Consider the following 21,671-nt stretch of genomic DNA (forward strand, 5'->3'; position numbering starts at 1 on the left):
AATCCAAAATTTATGAAAAAATTTAAATTACTACTAATTGTTTCCCTATTTCCAGTAATAGGTTTTGCTCAGGAAAACAGACCTCGTGAGTGTAAAGCAGATGAAATGATGAAAAAACATTTTGAACTGCACCCTGAATCTAAGGCTGAATATGAAAATTTTGAGAAATACACTCAAGATTTCGTAAAAAAAATGGGATCAGACAAAAATTCATTGAATAATAGGGCCAGCAATCCAACCTACATCATCCCTGTGGTTTTTCATGTGTATGGAGAATCTCAAAGTAATGTAAAAGTAAATTACCAAAAAGTAGTTGACTTACTGCAACAAATCAACTTAAATTTCAATGGAATCAACACGGATTCAAATACCGTTGATCCTGATTTCCAATCTATCAGAGGAGCATTAAGTATTGAATTTCGATTAGCTAAAATTGATCCAACCGGAAAAGCAACAAGTGGAGTGGTGTTTCACCCTTTCAAAGGCGGATATGGCAATGGAGGCGGATATGATGCAGAAATTGGCTCCGATGCTTGGGATAATACAAAGTATATGAATGTGTATATCCAAAATGACCTATATGCCAATAAGGATTTATATCAATCAGGAGTTGCCTGGTATCCGGATTCATACATGACTTCAGTAAATACAGCCAGAGTTGTTTATAATGGACGTTATATATTTAATGCTGCAGGAACAGTAGCTTCAAACGAGTTTTCTGATACATTCACTCATGAATTCGGGCATTGGCTAAATCTTCAGCACACCTTCAATGTTCTGTGTTCAACTGCAAATCCAGGTAATGATGGGGATGGAGTTGCAGACACCCCTGTAGAAAATACTTCTTCCGGATTGGGATGTAACTCTGGTAACAATTGTCTTGGACAAAAAGTAAACGTTGAAAACTATATGGGATACAATGGTTCTGCCGGCTGTTATAAAATGTTTACCAATGGACAGGTTAACAGAATGCTGGCAGCATTAAACCATCCTTCAAGAATAAATTTATGGCAGCCTGCCAACTTAGCTGCAACCGGAGTTGCTAATACGCCACCTAGGCTGACCCTTAGCAACAGTACATTTACAGAGAACTTAGACAATAACGGTAGGGTATCATTAGATGGAACAGTAGCCTCTGCTCCTACATCAACAATTACATTAAATTCAGCAACATTTGCCGTACCAAATGGAACAACTCTTACAGCAGGAACACATTTCACTTCTTCATTACCAGCAGGACTAGCAGCAACTATAGTAGTTACAAGCCCAACAACTGCTGCACTTACCATAAATGGTGCTGCAACCAGTCATCCCAAAAGTCAGGTCCTGAATTCTTCAATTACATTCCTGAATCCAGCTATAACAGGAGGCACAACTTCACTAGGATCAACCACAGCTTTAGCATTAACTTTTTCTTATAAAGATCCTTATAAAATAGTTACCGGGACTCCATTAGAAAGCTATGCCAACCCAACAGCAACAACAGTAACAACCAACCCCGGAGCACCTTGGAAATATTTTATCATTAACCCGGAACTTAGTGATGATGCGGGATATGGCGCTTGGTACTATGCTGCCAATCAATTAAAGTTGGAAACCTATTGGAAAGGATTGGTTTGTGAAACAGGAACACGAAATATCAGTTTAATTCCGGCTTGCACCACCATAACGAATGCAAATAATATAGGGTATCCAACTTGGACTCCCGGACAACTGGATGTGTATACTCCTACCTATACTACCTGGTCCGGAAAAACAGCTTATGTTGGTTTTAGAAATCAATTCGATGGCTACAGCATTAACGGTTATTTCAAAGTGATTGTGGGGGCAAATGGTTCAAATTATTCTGTCACTGAGTTTGCATATAATACACAACCAAATGGAAGTATTACAACACCTTGTACACTATTATCCACTGCAGATGTTGATACAACAAACACAGAAACATCTATCTATCCAAATCCGGTTTCTGATGTTTTGACAATTAAAACAAAGGGGGAAATCAAATCAATTTCTGTCTACGACATGTTTGGAAGAAAAATGAATGCTAAAGTTATTGGTGATAAGGTTGACGTTAAACACTTCCTAAGCGGAACTTATTTGATTGATATTGAAACCTCTTTAGGGAAAACTTCTCAGAAATTCATTAAAAAATAGTATTACTATTCATATACAGTTGATTGGGCTTCATTGTAAGCCCAATTTTTTATCCTGTTTATGAGCAGTTCTTCATTTATTTATGTAATTTTATTCTTTGATAACAATATTCAATGCATTATAAAAACGACAGGATCATTATCCGTGAATTTACCCCTGAAGAATTTTCATTATTTTCCACTCTTTTTGAAAATGAAAATGTAACCCGATATCTGCCCTACAAAACCCCGGAAGAATATAAAGAAATGTTTGACAAAGCATTGGCAGATTATGAAAAGGGACCATTCAGCAGATGGGGAATTTTCCAAGCCCAGAACAATGATTTTGTTGGAATGTGCCTTGCCAGAATCTTTCTCGACAATCCAGATCAGATGGAAATAGGCTATACTTTAGATGAAAAATACTGGGATAAAGGTCTCGGAACGGAAGTCTGTAAAACACTTGTTGACCACTGTTTATCAATAAATCATCAGAAAGATATCGTAGCAGTAACTGATCTTGATAATATCGGGTCCCAAAAAGTACTTTTGAAAAGCGGCTTTAAAAGAGTTGAAAATCTAAAACGGGAGGATAGGGAACTGGCGTACTTTGTTTTACAGAAAGAGTAAACTTATGGCTCATATTACAAACGGAGGGCTTAGAATTCCCTTCTTGTGGAGGGGTGGCAAAAACTCAAAGAATTTTTGACGGGGTGGTTAGCTTTTCCCACAGATTTCACGGATTTACACAGATGTTTGTGTATTATGAAATCTTCGATTTTTAAACTTAAGTGAACTTCTCAGCAGTTTATCTGTACTTAAAATCAACTTAAGTGTTTTTATCTTTTGTGGCTAAAATACAAAGTTTTCAGCTATAAAAACATTTCATTTATCAGATAATTTATCATAACTTGCAGAAATTATGATGTCGAAACGTTGCAAATATGCGCTTAAAGCAATGGTCAGATTAGCAAGGAATTATAACCAGGGCTTTCTGCCAACTTCCGTTATTGCACAGGACGAAAACATTCCCAAGAAATTTCTGGAACAGATTCTTCTCGAACTAAAAAGAGCCAAACTCGTTAACAGCAAGCAAGGCAAAGTAGGCGGGTATTATCTTTTAAAATCACCCGATGAGGTCTCATTAGCAGACATTTACCGAATCTTTGACGGCCCGATCGCTCTTACACCATGCGTTTCTTTAAATTTTTACGAAGCATGTGATGATTGTGTAGACGAAGCAGTATGCTATCTGAGGAAAGAACTTATGATCGTTCGTGAAAAGACCAGAAAAAGCATGATGGAAGCTACCTTAACCAAGTTCATCAATAAAGAATAAAATTTTTTTTATTTAAATTCTACTATCTTGATAGGAGTTATATAATTTTATATATATTTGCAAGACTTAAATCTCAATTCAAAATGGAAAACAGTCTAAAAAATGAATTCGAAAATCTTGTGAAAGAGGCTGATGAAGCTTCTTTTCAAACTAATGCACTGCAAATACTGACTGAAAGATTCCCGGGTAAAGTGATCTTTTCAACCAGTTTCAGTTACGAGGATCAGGTCATCACTCATCTGATTAAAGATTTAAATATTGAAATTTTCACCCTGGATACGGGAAGACTTTTTGAACAGACTTATGAAACCTGGACTTCCACCAAGGCTTTCTTTAAAAAGAACATCAAAGCTTATTATCCGGATACGGAAGAGCTCAGAGAATTTGTCACAGAAAACGGCCCTGATTCCTTCTATCAATCTGTAGAAAAAAGGAAAGCATGCTGTACCATCCGAAAGGTTCATCCTTTAAGAAAAGCACTGGAAGGCTACGAAGTCTGGATCACAGGTCTGAGATCCGAACATTCTCCCAACAGACAGAATATGCCTCAGCTGGAATGGGATCCGGATAACAGAATCATAAAATTTCATCCCATCCTTCACTGGACGACAGAACAGGTGACAACGTATGTAAAAGATCATCATTTACCTTACAATCATCTTCATAAAAAAGGATTTGTGAGCATAGGATGTGAGCCCTGTACCAGAGCGATCAAAGAAGGAGAAGATTTCAGAGCAGGCCGTTGGTGGTGGGAAGATGCCAACAAAAAAGAATGCGGTCTGCATATTCATCAATAAAAAAAGAAAAAAATGTCAATACATCGTTTAAATTATTTAGATCAGTTAGAAGCCGAATCTATTTATATATTAAGAGAAGTCGCAGGCCAGTTTGAACGTCCGGCGTTGTTATTCAGTGGAGGAAAAGACAGTATCGTACTGGCGCATCTGGCAAGAAAGGCCTTCTTCCACGGAAAAATTCCGTTTACATTTGTTCATGTAGATACGGGGCACAACTTTCAGGAGGTTTTGGATTTCCGTGATCAGCTGGTGGAACAGCTAGATGTGAATCTGGTCGTTAGGAAAGTGGAAGACACGATAAAAAGTAAAAAACTGACTGAGGCTAAAGGTAAATTCCCGAGCAGAAACTGGCTGCAAACCTACACTCTTCTTGATACTATTGAAGAATTTGAATTCGATGCCTGCATAGGAGGAGCCAGAAGAGATGAGGAAAAAGCCCGGGCCAAAGAAAGGATCTTCTCCGTTCGTGATGAATTTGGGCAGTGGGATCCTAAACTTCAGCGTCCTGAACTTTGGAACATTTTTAACGGAAAGATTCACAAAGGAGAAAATGTAAGGGTTTTCCCTATCAGCAACTGGACAGAGCTTGACATCTGGAATTATATCCGAAGAGAAAAAATTGCACTTCCTTCCATCTATTTTTCGCATGAAAGAGAAGTAATCGATTTCAACGGACAGTGGCTGGCCAATTCTTCCCATGTGGTTTTAGAACCGGAAGACGTCATTACTACTAAGAAAATCCGTTACCGCACCGTAGGAGATATGACCTGTACTGCAGCTGTGGAATCTAATGCTGTTACGATAGATGCCGTTATCGAAGAAATCGTAGCTACAAGAATCTCAGAGCGTGGCGAAACCAGAATTGATGACAGGGTAACAGAAGCCGCTATGGAGGACAGAAAAAAAGGAGGCTATTTTTAGTCAATGATAAAAGATAATTGATTAATGATTACACAAAGTATTTTCATCAATTATCATTCATAATTTATCACTTATCATTTATAATTACAATCGGATGGATATATTAAGATTTATAACAGCAGGAAGCGTGGATGACGGTAAAAGTACCCTTATCGGCAGACTGCTTTACGATAGCAAAAGTATTTTGCAGGACCAGTTGGAAGTCCTTGAAAAACATTCTAAAAACAAAAATGAAGACGGAGTAGACCTTGCTCTTTTAACAGATGGTCTGCGTGCAGAAAGAGAACAGGGAATCACCATTGATGTTGCCTACCGCTATTTTTCAACGGCAAAAAGAAAATTTATCATCGCCGATGCTCCCGGTCATGTACAATATACCCGGAATATGATCACCGGAGCATCCAACTCAGATCTGATGGTTATTCTGATTGATGCACGAAAAGGCGTGATTGAACAAACCAGAAGGCATTCCATCATCGCCTCTTTATTACAATTAAAGAAAGTTGCTGTAGCCATCAATAAAATGGATATGGTGGATTATTCCGAAGAAGTTTTTGAAAACATAAAATCAGAATATTCGAAAATTGCTGAAAATCTTGGACTGAATGATGTAAGTTATTTCCCGATCTCTGCATTAAAAGGAGATAATATTGTTTCAAAATCTTCCAGAACAGACTGGTATGAAGGAAATTCTTTACTGGAATATCTTGAAGAAGTAACGATCAATGAAGAAAAAAATAACGGAAGCCGTTTTCAGGTTCAGTACGTGATTCGTCCTCAGACTGAAGAATTGCATGATTACAGAGGATATGCCGGACAAATATTAAGCGGAAAGTTCACCAAAGGAGACAAAATCCATATACTTCCTGCAAGCCTGGCCACTGAAATCACCAAAATTGAGATCAATGGCATTGAAAAAGAAGAAGCCTTTGAAGGCCAGCCAGCCGTTATTCATCTTGCTCATGACGTTGATATCAGCCGTGGAGATATTTTTGCCACGGAAGAACATATTCCGGCCGTTGAAAAAGATCTTGAAATTCTTTTATGCTGGCTGGATCAGAAACCGCTGCAGCCAGGAAACAAATACCTTTTGCAGCAAAACAGCAGACTGATAAAAGCAGTAGTAAAAGAGGTTGATTACAAGATCAATGTGAATACTCTTATCAGGGAACAGGCCGATGGAGAGATTAAACTGAATGAAATTGTGAAAGTTACCCTGCGAACGGCACAGCCTTTGGTCTATGACAGCTTTACCAATAACAAAACAACGGGCTCTGCCATTCTGGTGGATGAAACGTCCAATTCAACGGTAGCAGCCTGTATAATTCAATAGAAAAAATGGCAATTTCCGATCAATTAACAGAGAGAATTCATCAGACTAAGCAAAACAGTATTCATGGATTCTTTGATAAAATAAAGACTAAAAAGTGGGTGAAGGATTTGCATGAAACACTTTTCCTTCCTCAGCATGACAATACTGAAGATGAGCTGAAAAGAAATTTTGAGGCACTGCAGGAAACACTTTCAGAACTTATCAATACGGTAACAGGAGATAAAACCCTTACTGAAAAACAGGTTAATCGGTTTTTTGAAGCTTTACCAGAAATTTATGATCAGCTGGTGCTGGATGCAAAATCCATTCTGGAATTTGATCCTGCTGCTGACTCACTGGAAGAAGTATACCTGGCATATCCCGGCTTTTTTGCCACGTATGTCTATCGTATCTCGCATCAGCTCTGGAGTCAGAAAGTGAAAATTTTACCAAGGGTCATCTCAGAATATGCCCACAGCAAAACCGGAATTGATATTCATCCGGGAGCTACCATTGGAAAGTCTTTTTTTATTGATCACGGAACGGGAATTGTGATCGGAGAAACAACGGTTATCGGAAATAATGTCAAAATCTATCAGGGAGTAACCCTCGGAGCTTTGAATGTTTCCAAAGAAAAAGCCCATCAGAAAAGACACCCCAATATTGAAGATGATGTGATTATCTATTCGGGAGCTACTATTCTGGGAGGCGAAACTACAATAGGCAGAGAAAGTATTATCGGAGGAAATGTCTGGGTTACACAGGATGTTCCTGCCAACTCTCTGGTCTACCACAAAAGTGAAATAAAAATAAAGGATAATTCTTCATTACCGGAATCATTAACCTTTGTGATCTAAAAAAACAAAAATAAAAAGTACATTGATATGAAATTTCAGAATGCATTAGAAACGATTGGGAATACACCCGTCGTGAAAATCAACAAACTCTTCGGTTCAGATCATGAAGTCTGGATCAAACTTGAAAAAAACAATCCTGGCGGAAGCATTAAAGACAGAATCGGACTGGCGATGATTGAAGATGCAGAAGCCAAAGGATTTTTAAATAAAGACAGCGTTATCATAGAGCCTACCAGCGGAAATACAGGGATAGGACTCGCTTTGGCTGCTGCCGTGAAAGGATACAAACTAATCCTTGTTATGCCTGAAAGCATGAGTATAGAACGCCGTAAAATCATGGAAGCGTACGGAGCAGAATTTGTGCTTACCCCAAGAGAAAAGGGAATGAAAGGGGCTATCGAAAAAGCAAATGAGCTTGCTGAAGAAACGCCCAACTCATGGATTCCCAGACAGTTTGACAATCCTGCCAATGTAAAAGTTCATGTTGAGACGACTGCTCAGGAAATTTTAAAAGATTTCCCGGATGGTCTGGACTATATCATTACCGGAGTAGGAACCGGAGGTCATATCACCGGAATTGCAAAAGTGGTCAAAAAAAAATATCCAAACGTAAAAGTTTTCGCCGTAGAACCGGAATTATCTCCTGTTTTAAGCGGAGGAAACCCGGCACCACATCCATTGCAGGGATTGGGAGCAGGTTTTGTTCCTTCCATTCTGGATATTACCCTTTTAGATGGAGTGATTACAGTAGGCAAAGAAGAAGCTTATGAATATGCCCTTAACGCAGCTAAAAAAGAAGGTCTTTTTGTCGGAGTTTCCACAGGAGCCGCTTTAGCAGCCATCGCCAAACATTTACCGGAAATACCACCTAACGCTAAAATCCTGACAATTAATTACGATACCGGAGAGAGATATCTGTCGGTAGAAGGACTTTTCTAATTCCTTAATTAACAACTACTTCAATGAAAACAAATATAAAATCACCAAAGGTCTTCCTTATCGGTGCAGGGCCCGGCAACCCTGAACTGATCACTGTAAAAGCTGTAAAAGCAATCGCAGAAGCAGACGTTGTTTTATGCGATCGTCTTGTAAGTCCTGAGATTCTGGAAACCTACGTCAATAAAGACACAGAAATTATTTATGTAGGGAAAGAATGCAGCAAAAATGCTTCCACCCCTCAGTCTCATATCAATACTTTAATGGTGGAATATGCCCGCCAGAATAAAACCATCGCAAGACTAAAAGGAGGGGATGTTTCCATATTCTCGAATATTCTTGATGAGTTACAGGCTTTAAAAGAAAATCATATTCCTTACGAAATCATTCCGGGAATTACAGCCGCTTTAGGTGCGGTAGCATTTGCAGGGATGCCTTTAACGGCCAGAGGATATTCCACATCCGTTCGTTTTCTGACATACTATAAATCAGAGATTGTAAGTGAAGAGTATTGGAAAGAACTTGCTCTCACCAATGATACCCTTGTTTTCTATATGTCTAAAGGAAATCTTACTCCTCTTGTGGAAAAGCTGAAAGCACTTCAGATTTCAGGTGATAAAAAAATTGCAGTCATTGAACAGGCAACAACGCCTTTTCAGAAGGTGTACACGTCATCATTTGATGATTTTAACAAAAAATTCGGAGACAAAAACTTTGCTTCCCCTTCTTTGGTTGTGGTTGGCAAAATCGTCAATCTGCATGAAGAATTTTCATGGCTTGAAAATGCCGAGCAGGAAGGTCTTTATTTTAAATCAGTAGAAAACGGAAGTCTAATCCCTACTACTCAAAATTTCTTTGAATATGCTGTCTGAATCTAAATTAAATGTATTAAAACAAATCTCCGGAGACTTATCCAGAGACGAAGCCATCTGGGCAAGCGGATATCTTGCGGGTATTGCCGGAGGGTCATCAATTACAGCCGTTCTGCCACCACTGGAAACGAATACTACTACACAGAATCCTGTAAAGAAAATAACGCTGGCTTACGGTACAGAAACCGGAAACAGCAAAAAACTGGCCACTGCACTGGCAGGCATCGTAAAGAAAAAAGGGCTTCAGGTAAAGCTGGCTGACCTTTCCCAATACAAGCCTAAAGATCTTGCCAAAGAAGAGTTCTTTTTTGTCGTCATCAGTACTCAGGGAGAAGGTGAACCGCCTGCTCTTGCTAAAAAATTCTACGATTATATCTATGAAAATGAAATTGATCTCAACGGACTTAAATACGGAGTTCTGGCATTGGGAGACAGTAGTTACCCTCTGTTCTGCCAGACTGGAGAAGATGTGGATTCACGCTTTGAAATATTAGGTGCCCAGCGTATTATTCCATTGAAAAAGTGTGACATTGATTACGAACAGGAAGCTTCCCACTGGATAGAGCATGTATTTGAAACAGTTAATAAAAATGCGGGGCAGAGTACAAAAAATATTTCAGCCCCAAAAGTTTCCGCCGGAAGAAAAAGATATCAGGGGAAAGTTTCAGCCATTATCAATCTGAACGATATTACCTCAGAAAAAGAAACCTATCATATTGAAATTGAAACAGAAGAAGCGCTTAGTTATCAACCAGGTGCAGCTTTGGGAGTGATCCCTTTCAATTCAAAAGAGGTTGTAGATGAGATTATTACACTCACAGGAATTAATCCTAAAAAACAGGTTGAAACAGCAAAAGTTACAGACACTGTGGAAGAACTTCTACTCAAGCATCTTAACATCAGCTATTTACTTAAATCTGTAGTGGCTCAATATGCAAAAATAACAGGGCATTCCATTCCGGAAGTCAGATTAAGTCTTCTTGATCTTCTTAGAATTTATCCTGTAAAAAATGCAGACGAATTTGAAGAAATCTTACAGATATTAACCGCTCAGGCACCACGTCTGTATTCCATTTCTTCCTCTGTGGAAGCTCATGGTGATACGGAAATTCATATTACGGTTGCTAAATCAGAATTCTTTATTGACCATCAGAAACATAATGGGTTATGCAGTGGCTTTCTGAGTGAATTTAAAGAAGGAGAAGAGTTGGAATTTTATATTCAGGAAGCAGGTCATTTCAAATTACCGGAAGCGGATAAAGATATCATCATGATTGGTCCGGGAACAGGGATTGCGCCCTTCAGGTCATTCCTTTGGGAGCGTGATGCCACAGGTGCAGAAGGAAGAAACTGGCTGTTTTTCGGAGACAGGAATTTTGTATCCGATTTCCTTTACCAGGCAGAGCTGCAGGATTTTCTCAAAACAGGCAGTCTGACCCATTTAGACCTCGCTTTTTCAAGAGATACAGCTGAAAAAGTATATGTTCAGCACAGGTTGGAACAAAAAGCCCAGGAAGTTTTTTACTGGCTTGAAGGCGGAGCATCGGTGTATGTATGCGGTGCTAAAGAACCAATGGCCCGTGATGTAGAACAAACGCTTCTCACCATTATCCAGACTGAAGGAAAACGCAGCAAAGAAGATGCTGTAACCTACCTGGAAGAAATGGAACTGAGCGGCAGATATGCTAAAGATGTGTATTAAAAAGTAGTCGTAAAAATTAAAGGAAACAATTATGAACAACAATAAAGAGAACCTTTCACCGGTAGAAAAAATTAAAACCGGCAGTAACGGACTCAGAGGAACTTTAAAGGAAAGTCTTGCAGATAACTTCACCGGAGCCATCAGAGAAGATGACCAGACTGTGATCAAATTTCATGGAATGTACCAGCAGGATGACAGAGACCGCAGGGAAGAGCGTGTCTCCAAAAAACTGGAATGGCTGTATTCTTATATGATCAGGTTAAGACTTCCCGGTGGTTTTTTAACTCCGGAGCAATGGATAGGATTGAATGAAACGGCTGAAGATCATTCTACGGGAACGATAAAAGTGACTACCAGGCAAACTATTCAGCTGCATGGTATTTTAAAATCTCATTTAAGACCTACCATTCAAAGTTTCAATCTTCAGCATCTGGATTCAATTGCCGCTTGTGGAGATGTCAACAGAAACGTAACCTGTACAGCCAATCCTTCGGAATCCCCTTTACAGCAGGAAGCTTACGAACTGGCAGGAAAAATCAGCGAAATGTGTCTTCCGAAAACCAAAGCTTATTATGATATCTGGATTGATGATGAACTTCTGGTAGACCGTAAAGCAGAGGAAGATCCTTTGTATCAGGACAGATATCTTCCAAGAAAACTGAAAATTGGAATAGCCGTTCCTCCCAATAACGATGTGGATGTATTCATCAATGATATTGCTTTAATCGCGATTATCGAAAATAATAAAATCGTAGGTTACAATATTGCTGCCGGAGGGGGATTAGGTGCCACCCACGGAAATGAAGCCACGTATGCCCGTCTTGCTTCTATCCTTGGATTTGTGGATACCGAGGAAAAAGTATTGAAAGCCGTGTACGAAATTATCACGGTACAAAGAGACTTTGGTAACAGAAGCGACCGGAAATTATCAAGATTAAAATACACTATTGATAAATTAGGTATCGATCAATACAGAGCTGAAGTAGAAAAGAGAGTAGGCTTCAGTTTTGAGCCGGCCCGCGAATTTAAGTTTACACAAAGAAAAGACCGTTACGGCTGGATACAGAATCATGAAGGAAAGTGGTTTTACACCGTATTTGTAGAGCATGGAAGAATCCTTGATATTGAAGGATATCCTTTAAAATCGGGACTATTAAAAATTGCACAGACAGGGAAAGCCAATTTCCGTTTTACCTGCAACCAAAACCTTATTCTTGCTGATATTGATGAAGAAGATAAGCCTGAAATCGAAGGTATTTTAAAAGAGCACGGAATTTCAGAATATACCGACAGAGCAAGTGCTTTACGTAAAAACTCTGTTGCATGCGTAGCCTTGAACACCTGTTCACTGGCTCTGGCGGAGGCCCAACGTTATCTGCCTTCCCTGGTCACCAAAATAGAACCTATCCTTGAAAAATATGGTTTGTTGGAAGAAGATATCACGATCCGTATGACAGGTTGTCCCAATGGCTGTGGAAGATCTCCCAATGCTGAAATCGGATTTGTAGGTACAGCTTATGGGAAATATAATCTTCACATTGGGGGAGACCGCTTAGGAATGCGACTGAATACAAAATTTAAAGAAAATATTGGTGAAGAAGAAATTCTGACCACTCTGGATGAACTTTTCGCGATTTACGTACAGAAAAGACTTGCAGAGGAAACATTTGGTGATTTTTCATACCGTTACTTACATACCTTAAATTAATTATATGACTAATTTTCATTATGATCTGAAAAAAAACAAAAAAACTCAACCTCTTCATTTAAGCGGACGAATGTGTATGTGTTGTTGATTCTCAAATAACAATACAAACAAAGCTGTTTGAAATAGTAAGGCATCTTAGTTCACCACTTAATAAATCAAACCATTAAGGAATTAAAGTTATTTAGTAAAGTTAAGGTAAAATCATATGATTTTTTAAGACCTGTTCTTTAGTGCGAAGCATTCTTAAATACCTTAAAATCTTATCAACTCTTAATGGTTTAAAAACTTTATGTTTTATTTAAAAATTTCAGGCAGCTTCATTCTCAACCTAAAAAATGAAGCAAAAATGAAAAACAAAAAGCAGGGAAATTTTCTACCAAAAGCAGGCATTATTGCATTTACATTTCTATTTTTTAACCTGGCAGAAGCTCAGCAGCAGCTTATAGAGCTTAGCGGAAGCATCAAAAATACAGATACACGAAAAGGTCTTGACTCCGTAAAAGTACAGATCGAAAATACACAGGATAACGCATTCACGGATCAGTTGGGTAACTTCAAAATCAGAACAAGAGTTACCATTCCATTTCGGGTGGTTGTTCAGAAAGATGGTTTTAGCAGTCAAACTGTTGAAATCCTTTCGCCTTCCAACAAAATAACGATAGGCTTAAACCCTCAGAATACCATTATTGATGATGTGGTAATTTCTGCCTCCAGAGTTCCGGAAAAAATATTAAGATCTCCGATCGCTATTGAAAAAATTGATATCAAAACCATCAGGGAAAGTCCGGCTGCTTCGTTTTATGAAACCCTGGAAAATGTAAAAGGACTACAGCTTTTAACCTCAAGCCTTACGTTGAAAATTCCTAATTCAAGAGGTTTTAATTCGCCCAATAATTTCCGGTTCATGCAGCTGGTAGATGGAGTAGATGTACAGTCGGCAACCTTGGGAGTGCCGCTGGGAAATGCGATAGGACCTACAGAACTGGATATTCAATCTATGGAAGTGACTCCGGGAGCGGCTTCTGCATTGTACGGAATGAATGCCATCAACGGACTGGCAAGTTTACAGACCAAAGATCCGTTTACCTCTGAAGGGATAAGTGTTTATTTCCGTGGCGGAGTAAATCATGTAGACAATGTCAATCATAAAATAAGTTCTCTGGGAGAAAGTGCCATTCGTTTTGCAAAGGTGATCAATAAGAACTTTGCTGTTAAAGTTAATGCCTCTTACTTCAGTGGAACCGACTGGATTTCCAATAATCTGACAGATCAGAATCCAGGTTCATTGGTAACAGCCAATCCTAACTTTGCTTTGGCTAACAATCCGGCTGAAGATCTTTGGAATAAATACGGTGATGAAAGAAACAACCGTGTAGCTGTAAAAGTAGATTACAACGGAAAACCAACCACATTCAACGTTTCGAGAACCGGATATCTGGAAAAAGATCTGGTAAGCCCTGACGTGAAAAATATTAAGTTCGATGCAGGTTTATATTATCGTTTCGGAGATCAGTGGAGAACATCTTATGTGTATCGTTATGGTTTGCTGGACGGAACTTTCCAGAGAGGGAATAAAATCCGTTTGCAGAATGCCACAGTTCAGAATCATAAAGTAGAACTCACAGGAAAAGAATTAACCTTCAGAGCTTATGTTTCCATAGAAAATACAGGAGATTCTTATAATCTCAAACCTTTGGCAGATAATCTTGATCTGACTAATCTTTCCAATACCAACTGGAAAAATATATTCCAGACCGCACTTCAGAACAGCCTGAATGCCGGAACCAATCTTAATGAAGCATTTACTCTCGCCCGTCAGGAAGCTGATAAAAACAGGGTTGTACCGGGAACCGCAGCCTTTGAACAGCTAAAAAATACCATTATCGGAATTAATAACTGGGATTCGGCCAATGGAGGCGTAGCAGGAGCTCCGGCAACAGGAGGAGCCAAGCTTGAACAGAAATCCCGCTTTTATCAGGGGGAACTGACCTATGATTTCAGCAGGTTTGTGAAGATATTCAACCTTCTTGCAGGAGTAGATTACCGTTTGTACAGCATTACTCCGGATGGAAATAACTTTGTTGATTTCAACCGTCCGGTCAATGAAAGAAACATTCCTTTAGCCAATGGTACTTTCGGGAAAGATGTTATCTATCAGAAATATGGGGCTTTTGCACAGATTACCAAGCTTTTCTTCGATGATAAAGTAAAAATTAATGCCGCTTTACGGATCGACAGAAACCCGGAATTTGAAGCCAAACTAAATCCAAGAATAAGTGTAGTGTATTCCCCAGTAAAACAGCATAATTTCCGGGCCTCTTTTCAAAACGGCTATCGTTTTCCATCTTTATTTGAAGCCCTTTCATTCGTGAATAACGGAAATGTAAGAAGAGTAGGCGGACTTTCAAAAGTGAATGATGGATTAGGCTATCTGGAAAACTCTTATACGCTGGCATCCATCGATAAATTTACCTCAGCAGTAAACGCTGATGTTGACGCAGGAAAAACCCAGGCTCAGGCAGCTCAGGATAACAAACAGCTTTTAACGGTAGCGAATCTTCAGAAATTACAGCCGGAGAAAATCAATTCGTTTGAAGTAGGGTATAAGTCTACTTTTTTCAATAATAAACTGGTGCTGGACTGGGATTTTTATTACAATATCTACGAAGGATTCCTTGGTCAGGTAGAAGTGGCTGTTCCTAAAAACAGCCAGGTAGGAAGCAATACCGCTGTTCTTGCCATGCTCGACAGAAGTAAACAGGACCGATACAGGGTTTATACCAACAGCAACAGTACCTACAAAAGCTACGGAACATCTTTAGGAATCCGATATAATATCACAGGAAATTACAATATCAACACCAATGTTTCCTATAATGATCTGGCTTCCAATAATAACTCAGATCTGTTTATTACAGCTTTCAACACTCCGAAGTGGATGGTAAATGTAAGCGTGGGAAACAGAGAGATTGTTAAAAATATAGGATTTACTCTTGTAGCCAGATGGCAGAGCGGTTTTATGTGGGAAAGTCCTTTAGCATCCGGAGAAATTCCCGCTTATTACACCATTGATGCACAGGCAACATGGAAGCTTCCTGAAATCCGTGCAAATATTAAAATAGGTGCTACCAATCTGCTGAACCGCCGTTACTTCCAGTATGCAGCAGGTCCTGAAATCGGAGGACTGTATTATCTCGCTTTTACGTATGACTTAAAACTGTAATCAGGATGAGCAATTCTTTATATCCCATATTTTTAAAACTTGAAAACCTGTCGCTTCTGATCATTGGCGGCGGCAAGGTTGCCCTTGAAAAACTGGAATCTGTTCTGGGCAATTCACCGGAAACATCCATCAAACTGGTAGCCAAAGAAATCATTCCGGAGGTCAGAACTTTACAAAACCAGTTTTCCAATATAACACTTCATGAGAGAGCATATGACGATCATGATTTTAACGATACTGATCTGGCCATTATTGCGGTAAATGATGTTGAACTGGCCGGGGAAATCAAAGAAAAAGCCCAGCAAAAAAGTGTACTGGTCAATATTGCGGATAAACCTGATTTGTGTGATTTTTATTTAGGATCTATTGTTAAAAAGGGAAGTCTTAAAATAGCTATTTCCACCAACGGAAAATCTCCAACCATCGCTAAAAGATTAAGAGAAACCTTTACCGAAGTGATTCCTGACGAAATGGATCATGTATTGGACAATATGCAGTATATCCGTAATCAACTGACAGGCGATTTCGATTATAAACTAAAAGAACTTAATAAGATTACAACAGAATATCTGTCCGAAGGAAAAGTTGCTGCAAAACCGGATATGGAAATTCAAAAGCTGATCAGTATCACCAAAACAGCCCAGAGAAAAGCCAATATTTATCTGGGCATCATAGGAGTTTTACTTCTTTTCGGGTTATTTGGGCTTGTCGTGTATCAGTTTAATTTATCTGATGATATTCAGCATTTTCTGAATAAAGATGGCCATATTTTTTACTGGATGCTGTTTGCTGGCTTTATGGCAGAAATTGTCGCCGGATCTATGGGAATGGGCTATGGAGTGATATGTACTACGATTCTTTTATTACTGAATGTTCCACCGCCGGTTGTAAGTGCAAGCATTCACTCTGCGGAATCTTTTACCACAGCAGCCGGGAGTTTCAGCCATTATAAACTGGGAAATGTCAATAAAAAAATGGTATGGGTGCTGTTTCCATTGGCTATTGTGGGTTCTGTTATCGGTGCTTTAACACTGTCTCATTATGGTGAACATTATGCTCACATCGTAAAACCAATTATTGCCTGCTACACGCTCTATCTTGGAATCAATATCTTAAGAAATGCATTCAAAGATAAAAAATCAGGACAAGTTAAAACCAAACGAAGAACCAATCTTAGAGTTTTGGGACTTGTAGGTGGTTTTATTGATTCCTTTGCAGGAGGTGGCTGGGGACCATTGGTTACCGGAACATTAATTAAAGAGGGAAGAATTCCCCGCTATGTAGTGGGAAGTTCCACTGTTGCAAAGTTTTTACTAACCATTACCAGTGCCATTACCTTTATTTTTACAATAGGTATCCACCACTGGAATATTGTTTTGGGGCTTTTGCTGGGAGGTGTTTTTACGGCTCCGTTTTCTGCGATGCTTACGGCAAAACTTCCCACAAAGAAAATGTTTGTGGTGGTAGGAATGGTGGTTATTGCCATGAGCCTTATTACGATAACAAAATCGATCTTCTCATAAGAACAAATATAAATCAGAAAGTATTAAACGCAGAGATTTTAATGTTTACTTTATTTTGAGGCATCAGGGGGAAAATTAATGATGCAGTGTATTGACACTACCATTACTCATTTTTAGTAAAAATCTGAAACCATTAAAACTTTGCGTTTTTTATAAGCACTTTTTATTTTACAGATTGCTGTTCTTTTTTAATTTGTTCGATTACCTGTCTGTAGGTCGTTACAGGAAACTCCGAAAATTTCTTTCTGAATTTTGAATCATCAAACAGGTTATCATATTGATATCTGGAAAGCAATTCCTGTAATTCTTTTGCATTTTTATTGAATAAAGATCCGATTGAAAAGGCGAGCTTTAACTATAACAACAGAGTAACTGAATCTAAGGAAGTTGTAACATAATCTCAGATCATGAAAAAAACCGGGAAAGTAAAGGCAAAAGTTTCCGAATAATCTCTTTCTTCTTTATCCTTTTACTTCCTTAATTTTCCCAGTTGTACCAGCTTTTGCTTTTATCATTTCCTGTCCAATGCCAGGTAATTATCCTCAATTCTGCTAATCAGAATGTAGAACAAACCTGCATAAATCATCTGAATTCCCATTGCTTCCCAGTTTTCAACAGTACTGCTTCCAAAAAGGAGCAGGATTATGAGAGAAGCTCCGGCCATCGCCGCAATTCGGGTTTTAAAACCAATGATCAGCAGAAGGCCGATTGTAAATTCGAGAAAGGGGAGAGTGACACCAAACAGGTGCACCAATGGCTGCGGAAGCCAGCTTGTTTCAAAACCCTTCACCATTCCTGATGCAAAGTCCTGCAATTTCACGAGACGAACCAATCCGTGTCCCAAAAAGTTGATTCCCATCGATACACGAAGGAAAAAATAGGCTGTTTTTGTATTGTTCATAAAGGTATTTTTTTAGCATGGAAGCGGAATGCTGGAAGATATAAATCTGTTGGGATTCACTTTCAATGTGTTTATCATCATTTCAATTATCTCTAATTTGTTTTTACAGACTTCGATAACTTCCTTCCTCCAGCTTCCAGCTTCCTTACTTATTAAACTTTTCTTCACTATTATCAACCGGAGTATACGGATCGTTCATCACCATTTTGGCAATATCATCTTTTCTCATAAAGACTACGCCATGCTTTTCTTTGGCATATTTTATAAATTCCTCCATGGCATGTACCATTGCAGGAGTTCCACCTATTCTGTCATGAAAACTGATACTCATCATTCTCCTTTTGGAAGCTCCTTCTTCATACAACCGGTCAAATTCAAATTTCAGCTGGGCCAAAAACTGCTCCGGGCTCCAGTGTTTCTCTTCAATATTGACAATATCATTGTTACGAAGCGTATAAGGAACGACTACAAATCTTTTTCCTTTTACTTTAGTTATAAAAGGTTCATCATGGCTTAGATCATCAATATGATACAGAAAACCCAGTTCCTGTAATACTTTAAGTGTATTCGGGCTTCTTCTCAACCAGTTGGCATTATAACCAACAGCTTTCTGCCCTGTAATTTTTTCAACAACATCCACACCTTTCTTTACGAAATTCAGTTCGTCAGCATAATTTTTATTCCACTGATTATCCCAGGTAAAACCATGAGCTGCAATTTCATGACCTCCGTTTGCAATAGCTTTAGCGACTTCTGGATACTTTTCAGCAGCACTTCCTACTACATGAGAGGTAACTTTAATATCATATTTTTTCCATAAATCCAGCATACGGTAAATTCCTTCATTTCCTCCGTAGCGGTACCAGCTTTCTGCGGGAAGATCCGGCTGTCCCTTGGGAAGAGGCGTTCCACTGAAAGGACTTTCAGCGCCTTCCGGTTGTCCACCTGTTTCAAACTGCATGGAGACAGAAATAACCAATTGAGCACCATTGGGCCAGTATTTTTTTGTTCGGGCCTGTTTTTCATACTGCTGCTTTTTTTCTGTTTTACCCTTTTCATGATCAGAAAAGGACATCAGAACAATTGCAGAGGCAAGCAGCAATACTGATTGTTTTATATATTTCATTTTGAATGTATTGATAAGGCAAAATTCATCAATAATCCATTGGCATATATTGTAAAAATTAATGGTAAATTTGTAAAAATCCATTCTTCTATGAAACGAATCGTTAATTTCAGCTCTTTCAATGTTTTCAGTATTGAAAAGGAAAACTGGGATGTTGAATATCACAATCATAATTTTTATGAACTGATCATTATAGAAAACGGAAAAGGATTTCATCACCTCAACAGCATTACTTTCCCGTATAAAAAAGGGGATGTATTTCTACTCAGACCAAGTGACGGCCACGAATTTTCAATTAAAAACAAAACGAAATTCATTTATATAAAATTCACAGAACAGTATATCTGGGAAAACTTACTGCCCAACAAAAACAATGAACTTAAAAAGGCTGTACAGCTCCTGATGGAAGATCATTCCTTTGTATATGAATCAGCGATTAAGAGCAAAACAGACAGGGAACATCTTTTACAGCTTGCCCGGATTCTTCTGTATGAATTCAGCCATAAAAACACCTATAACAAAGAGATAACTACTGATCTGTTTTCGGGTATCATGACTATTCTTATCCGGAATACGATGCAAAATGCTACTGCAAAAAACCGGCTCACTCAAAATCTAAACAGAATTGAAAAGATACTGTATTATATCAATGTCAATGCTCTGGATGCTGATAAAATGAAAATTGAAAACCTGGCTGAAGAATTTATGCTTTCTCCCAATTACATCAGCATTTATATTAAAAAACAGACAGGTTTCTCCATACAACAGCATATCATACAGCATAAGCTGAAGACTGCTGAAAAGCTTTTACTGCAAAGCCATTATAATATCAGTGAAATTGCCGACAGGCTGGGTTTCAATGATGCCAGCCACTTTAATAAAATATTCAAAACGTACAAACAAATGCCACCCTCTCAGTTTAAAAAGAAAGGCTGATCTTATTGATCATCTGATTATATTTTTTTATATCTTTAATAATCAAATCTTTAAACCCATGAAAACAAGTTCCGGGATTCTGCTCTTTAAAAAAGAAAAGGACAGTCTGTATTACTTTCTGGTTCATCCCGGCGGCCCTTTCTGGAGAAATAAAGATTCTGGCGCATGGTCTATCCCCAAAGGAGAAATTCTTCCCGATGAAGACCCATTGGTGAGGGCATTAACGGAATTTAAAGAAGAAACAGGTAAAGCAGCAGAAGGCCAATTCATAGAATTATCACCCATCAGACAAAAAGGAGGAAAAACAGTTTATGCATGGGCCCTGGAAGGAGATATTGATACTTCAGGTCTTTACAGCAATAGCTTTCCATTAGAATGGCCACCCAAATCCGGCAAAATAATTGAAATTCCCGAAGTGGACCAATGGGAATGGTTTGCTTCAGAAGAAGCACAAAAACGGATCAATCCGGCACAGAAAGATCTCATCACAGAACTTGAAAGTATATTAAAAAATTACTAACACCTAACAACAAAAGCCATGAAAAAATTAAACAGAAAAACATTAAAAAACATGATCGGAGCCATTGGAATAGAGCTGAATCTTCCGCTTCCTGTAGGCGTTTGCCTTGGCAATCTGCTTTCCCTTTGTCCTCCTCACTCTCATTGCCGTGCAGATGAAAGGTGCTATCCTGATGCTGCAGGCCCCTGCATCAACGGGCTTTGTCCATCAGGCTACCACTGCCATTCGGGAGAATGTGTCAGATAGAACAAGAAAACAAAAAACCTTTATCAGTGCTGATAAAGGTTTTTTATATAGTACAACTATTATTTATCGTTTTATCCCAATTGCTTTTAATGCACTGGATGTTAAAAAGATATCATCAAATACCGTCAGTGATTCTACATCATTGAAGCCTGTAGGGATCAGATCATTTTTATTAAAAGACAATTCGATAGAAGGGTCGTATGAAGCAATGATTCTCACTTTTGAGTATCCATTATAATCTACTTTAAATCCTTCAAACATGCAGTTCTGCTCGGCCTTCTGATACTCTGCATATTCTTCGAAACCTACAATATCCGTTCTTCTTCCATCGTTATGATCCAAAGATTTCCATGCGGTATAATTTTTCGGTTCTTTTAGAATATTTCCTTTACGGTCTACAGGAACAAACATTCCAAGAGTCAAACGCTTCTTTAAGAAATTGGCATAATTATTCATCAGATTCAAAATCTGAAGATCAGCATATCCTTCGTGGGAATAATACTCCAGCACGAAAGTTGTCATCGGAATCAGCTTAAGAGAAGCATCAGTCGGCATATTTAGTCTTTACTTTTTTGGGCGATAAAAATAGTATTTTTATTTACGCTACCCAATGGAAA

General features: G+C 38.6%; 19 protein-coding genes. 16 read left to right on the plus strand and 3 right to left on the minus strand.

All coding sequences use genetic code 11. From position 1 onward, the window contains the following. Positions 1–12 precede the first annotated feature (12 nt). From RHP76_RS03870 to RHP76_RS03930, 13 genes are all read left to right on the plus strand, one after another. Positions 13–2,157 (plus strand): zinc-dependent metalloprotease, encoded by a 2,145-nt coding sequence (locus tag RHP76_RS03870; RefSeq protein ID WP_311229533.1) that lies wholly within the window; start codon positions 13–15, stop codon positions 2,155–2,157. Positions 2,158–2,270: 113 nt separating this feature from the next. After that, positions 2,271–2,765 carry a GNAT family N-acetyltransferase gene (locus tag RHP76_RS03875; RefSeq protein WP_311229534.1) on the plus strand — a complete coding sequence of 165 codons (495 nt, stop codon included), beginning with the start codon at positions 2,271–2,273 and terminating at the stop codon, positions 2,763–2,765. Positions 2,766–3,057: 292 nt separating this feature from the next. Beyond that, complete coding sequence (locus RHP76_RS03880; protein WP_062669451.1) at positions 3,058–3,474, plus strand: RrF2 family transcriptional regulator; 417 nt, start codon at positions 3,058–3,060, stop codon at positions 3,472–3,474. Positions 3,475–3,557: 83 nt separating this feature from the next. After that, positions 3,558–4,271 carry a phosphoadenylyl-sulfate reductase gene (locus RHP76_RS03885; RefSeq protein ID WP_216444566.1) on the plus strand — a complete coding sequence of 238 codons (714 nt, stop codon included), beginning with the start codon at positions 3,558–3,560 and terminating at the stop codon, positions 4,269–4,271. A gap of 12 nt (positions 4,272–4,283) precedes the next feature. Continuing rightward, positions 4,284–5,192 (plus strand): sulfate adenylyltransferase subunit CysD, encoded by a 909-nt coding sequence (cysD, locus tag RHP76_RS03890; protein WP_311229535.1) that lies wholly within the window; start codon positions 4,284–4,286, stop codon positions 5,190–5,192. 94 nt (positions 5,193–5,286) lie between these two features. Then, on the plus strand, positions 5,287–6,525 hold the full coding sequence (locus RHP76_RS03895) for a sulfate adenylyltransferase subunit CysN (RefSeq protein WP_311229536.1): 1,239 nt from the start codon (positions 5,287–5,289) through the stop codon (positions 6,523–6,525). Positions 6,526–6,530: 5 nt separating this feature from the next. Continuing rightward, a complete protein-coding gene (gene epsC, locus RHP76_RS03900; protein ID WP_288441900.1) occupies positions 6,531–7,361 on the plus strand; it encodes a serine O-acetyltransferase EpsC in 831 nt (276 codons plus the stop codon). Between the two features lie 27 nt (positions 7,362–7,388). After that, on the plus strand, positions 7,389–8,300 hold the full coding sequence (gene cysK, locus RHP76_RS03905; protein WP_311229537.1) for a cysteine synthase A: 912 nt from the start codon (positions 7,389–7,391) through the stop codon (positions 8,298–8,300). A gap of 23 nt (positions 8,301–8,323) precedes the next feature. After that, a complete protein-coding gene (gene cobA, locus RHP76_RS03910; RefSeq protein ID WP_311229538.1) occupies positions 8,324–9,169 on the plus strand; it encodes a uroporphyrinogen-III C-methyltransferase in 846 nt (281 codons plus the stop codon). Continuing rightward, entirely contained in the window at positions 9,159–10,871 is a 1,713-nt protein-coding gene (locus RHP76_RS03915) for a diflavin oxidoreductase (protein ID WP_311229539.1), read from the plus strand. The genes cobA and RHP76_RS03915 overlap by 11 nt, the downstream gene beginning before the upstream one ends. A gap of 31 nt (positions 10,872–10,902) precedes the next feature. Continuing rightward, positions 10,903–12,579 carry an NADPH-dependent assimilatory sulfite reductase hemoprotein subunit gene (locus RHP76_RS03920; protein ID WP_311229540.1) on the plus strand — a complete coding sequence of 559 codons (1,677 nt, stop codon included), beginning with the start codon at positions 10,903–10,905 and terminating at the stop codon, positions 12,577–12,579. Positions 12,580–12,925: 346 nt separating this feature from the next. Next, positions 12,926–15,802, plus strand: coding sequence for a TonB-dependent receptor (locus RHP76_RS03925; RefSeq protein WP_311229541.1), 2,877 nt, complete (start codon positions 12,926–12,928; stop codon positions 15,800–15,802). A gap of 5 nt (positions 15,803–15,807) precedes the next feature. Further along, positions 15,808–17,325: a TSUP family transporter gene (locus RHP76_RS03930; protein ID WP_311229542.1), complete on the plus strand. Its 1,518-nt coding sequence runs from the start codon at positions 15,808–15,810 to the stop codon at positions 17,323–17,325. 511 nt (positions 17,326–17,836) lie between these two features. Here the strand turns inward: RHP76_RS03930 and RHP76_RS03935 are convergent. Both RHP76_RS03935 and RHP76_RS03940 read right to left on the minus strand, forming a co-directional pair. Further along, positions 17,837–18,226 carry a DoxX family protein gene (locus tag RHP76_RS03935; protein ID WP_288441893.1) on the minus strand — a complete coding sequence of 130 codons (390 nt, stop codon included), beginning with the start codon at positions 18,224–18,226 and terminating at the stop codon, positions 17,837–17,839. A gap of 145 nt (positions 18,227–18,371) precedes the next feature. Further along, the gene (locus RHP76_RS03940; protein ID WP_311229543.1) at positions 18,372–19,352 is read right to left on the minus strand and encodes a polysaccharide deacetylase family protein; all 981 of its coding nucleotides are present in this window, start codon (positions 19,350–19,352) and stop codon (positions 18,372–18,374) included. A gap of 90 nt (positions 19,353–19,442) precedes the next feature. On the opposite strand from RHP76_RS03940, the gene RHP76_RS03945 reads away from it, so the two are divergent. Genes RHP76_RS03945 through RHP76_RS03955 form a run of 3 tightly spaced genes read left to right on the plus strand, consistent with a single transcriptional unit; the run spans position 19,443 to position 21,054 of the window. Beyond that, on the plus strand, positions 19,443–20,288 hold the full coding sequence (locus RHP76_RS03945; protein WP_311229544.1) for an AraC family transcriptional regulator: 846 nt from the start codon (positions 19,443–19,445) through the stop codon (positions 20,286–20,288). Positions 20,289–20,346: 58 nt separating this feature from the next. Further along, positions 20,347–20,808 carry an NUDIX hydrolase gene (locus RHP76_RS03950; RefSeq protein ID WP_062669422.1) on the plus strand — a complete coding sequence of 154 codons (462 nt, stop codon included), beginning with the start codon at positions 20,347–20,349 and terminating at the stop codon, positions 20,806–20,808. 18 nt (positions 20,809–20,826) lie between these two features. Next, complete coding sequence (locus RHP76_RS03955; RefSeq protein WP_062669420.1) at positions 20,827–21,054, plus strand: hypothetical protein; 228 nt, start codon at positions 20,827–20,829, stop codon at positions 21,052–21,054. 63 nt (positions 21,055–21,117) lie between these two features. Here RHP76_RS03955 and RHP76_RS03960 read toward each other — a convergent pair whose 3' ends face one another. After that, on the minus strand, positions 21,118–21,609 hold the full coding sequence (locus tag RHP76_RS03960; protein ID WP_062669418.1) for a hypothetical protein: 492 nt from the start codon (positions 21,607–21,609) through the stop codon (positions 21,118–21,120). Between the last annotated feature and the right edge of the window lie 62 nt (positions 21,610–21,671).

This window comes from Chryseobacterium sp. SG20098, assembly GCF_031844745.1.
In the GTDB taxonomy this organism is placed as follows: Bacteria; Bacteroidota; Bacteroidia; order Flavobacteriales; family Weeksellaceae; genus Chryseobacterium; species Chryseobacterium cucumeris.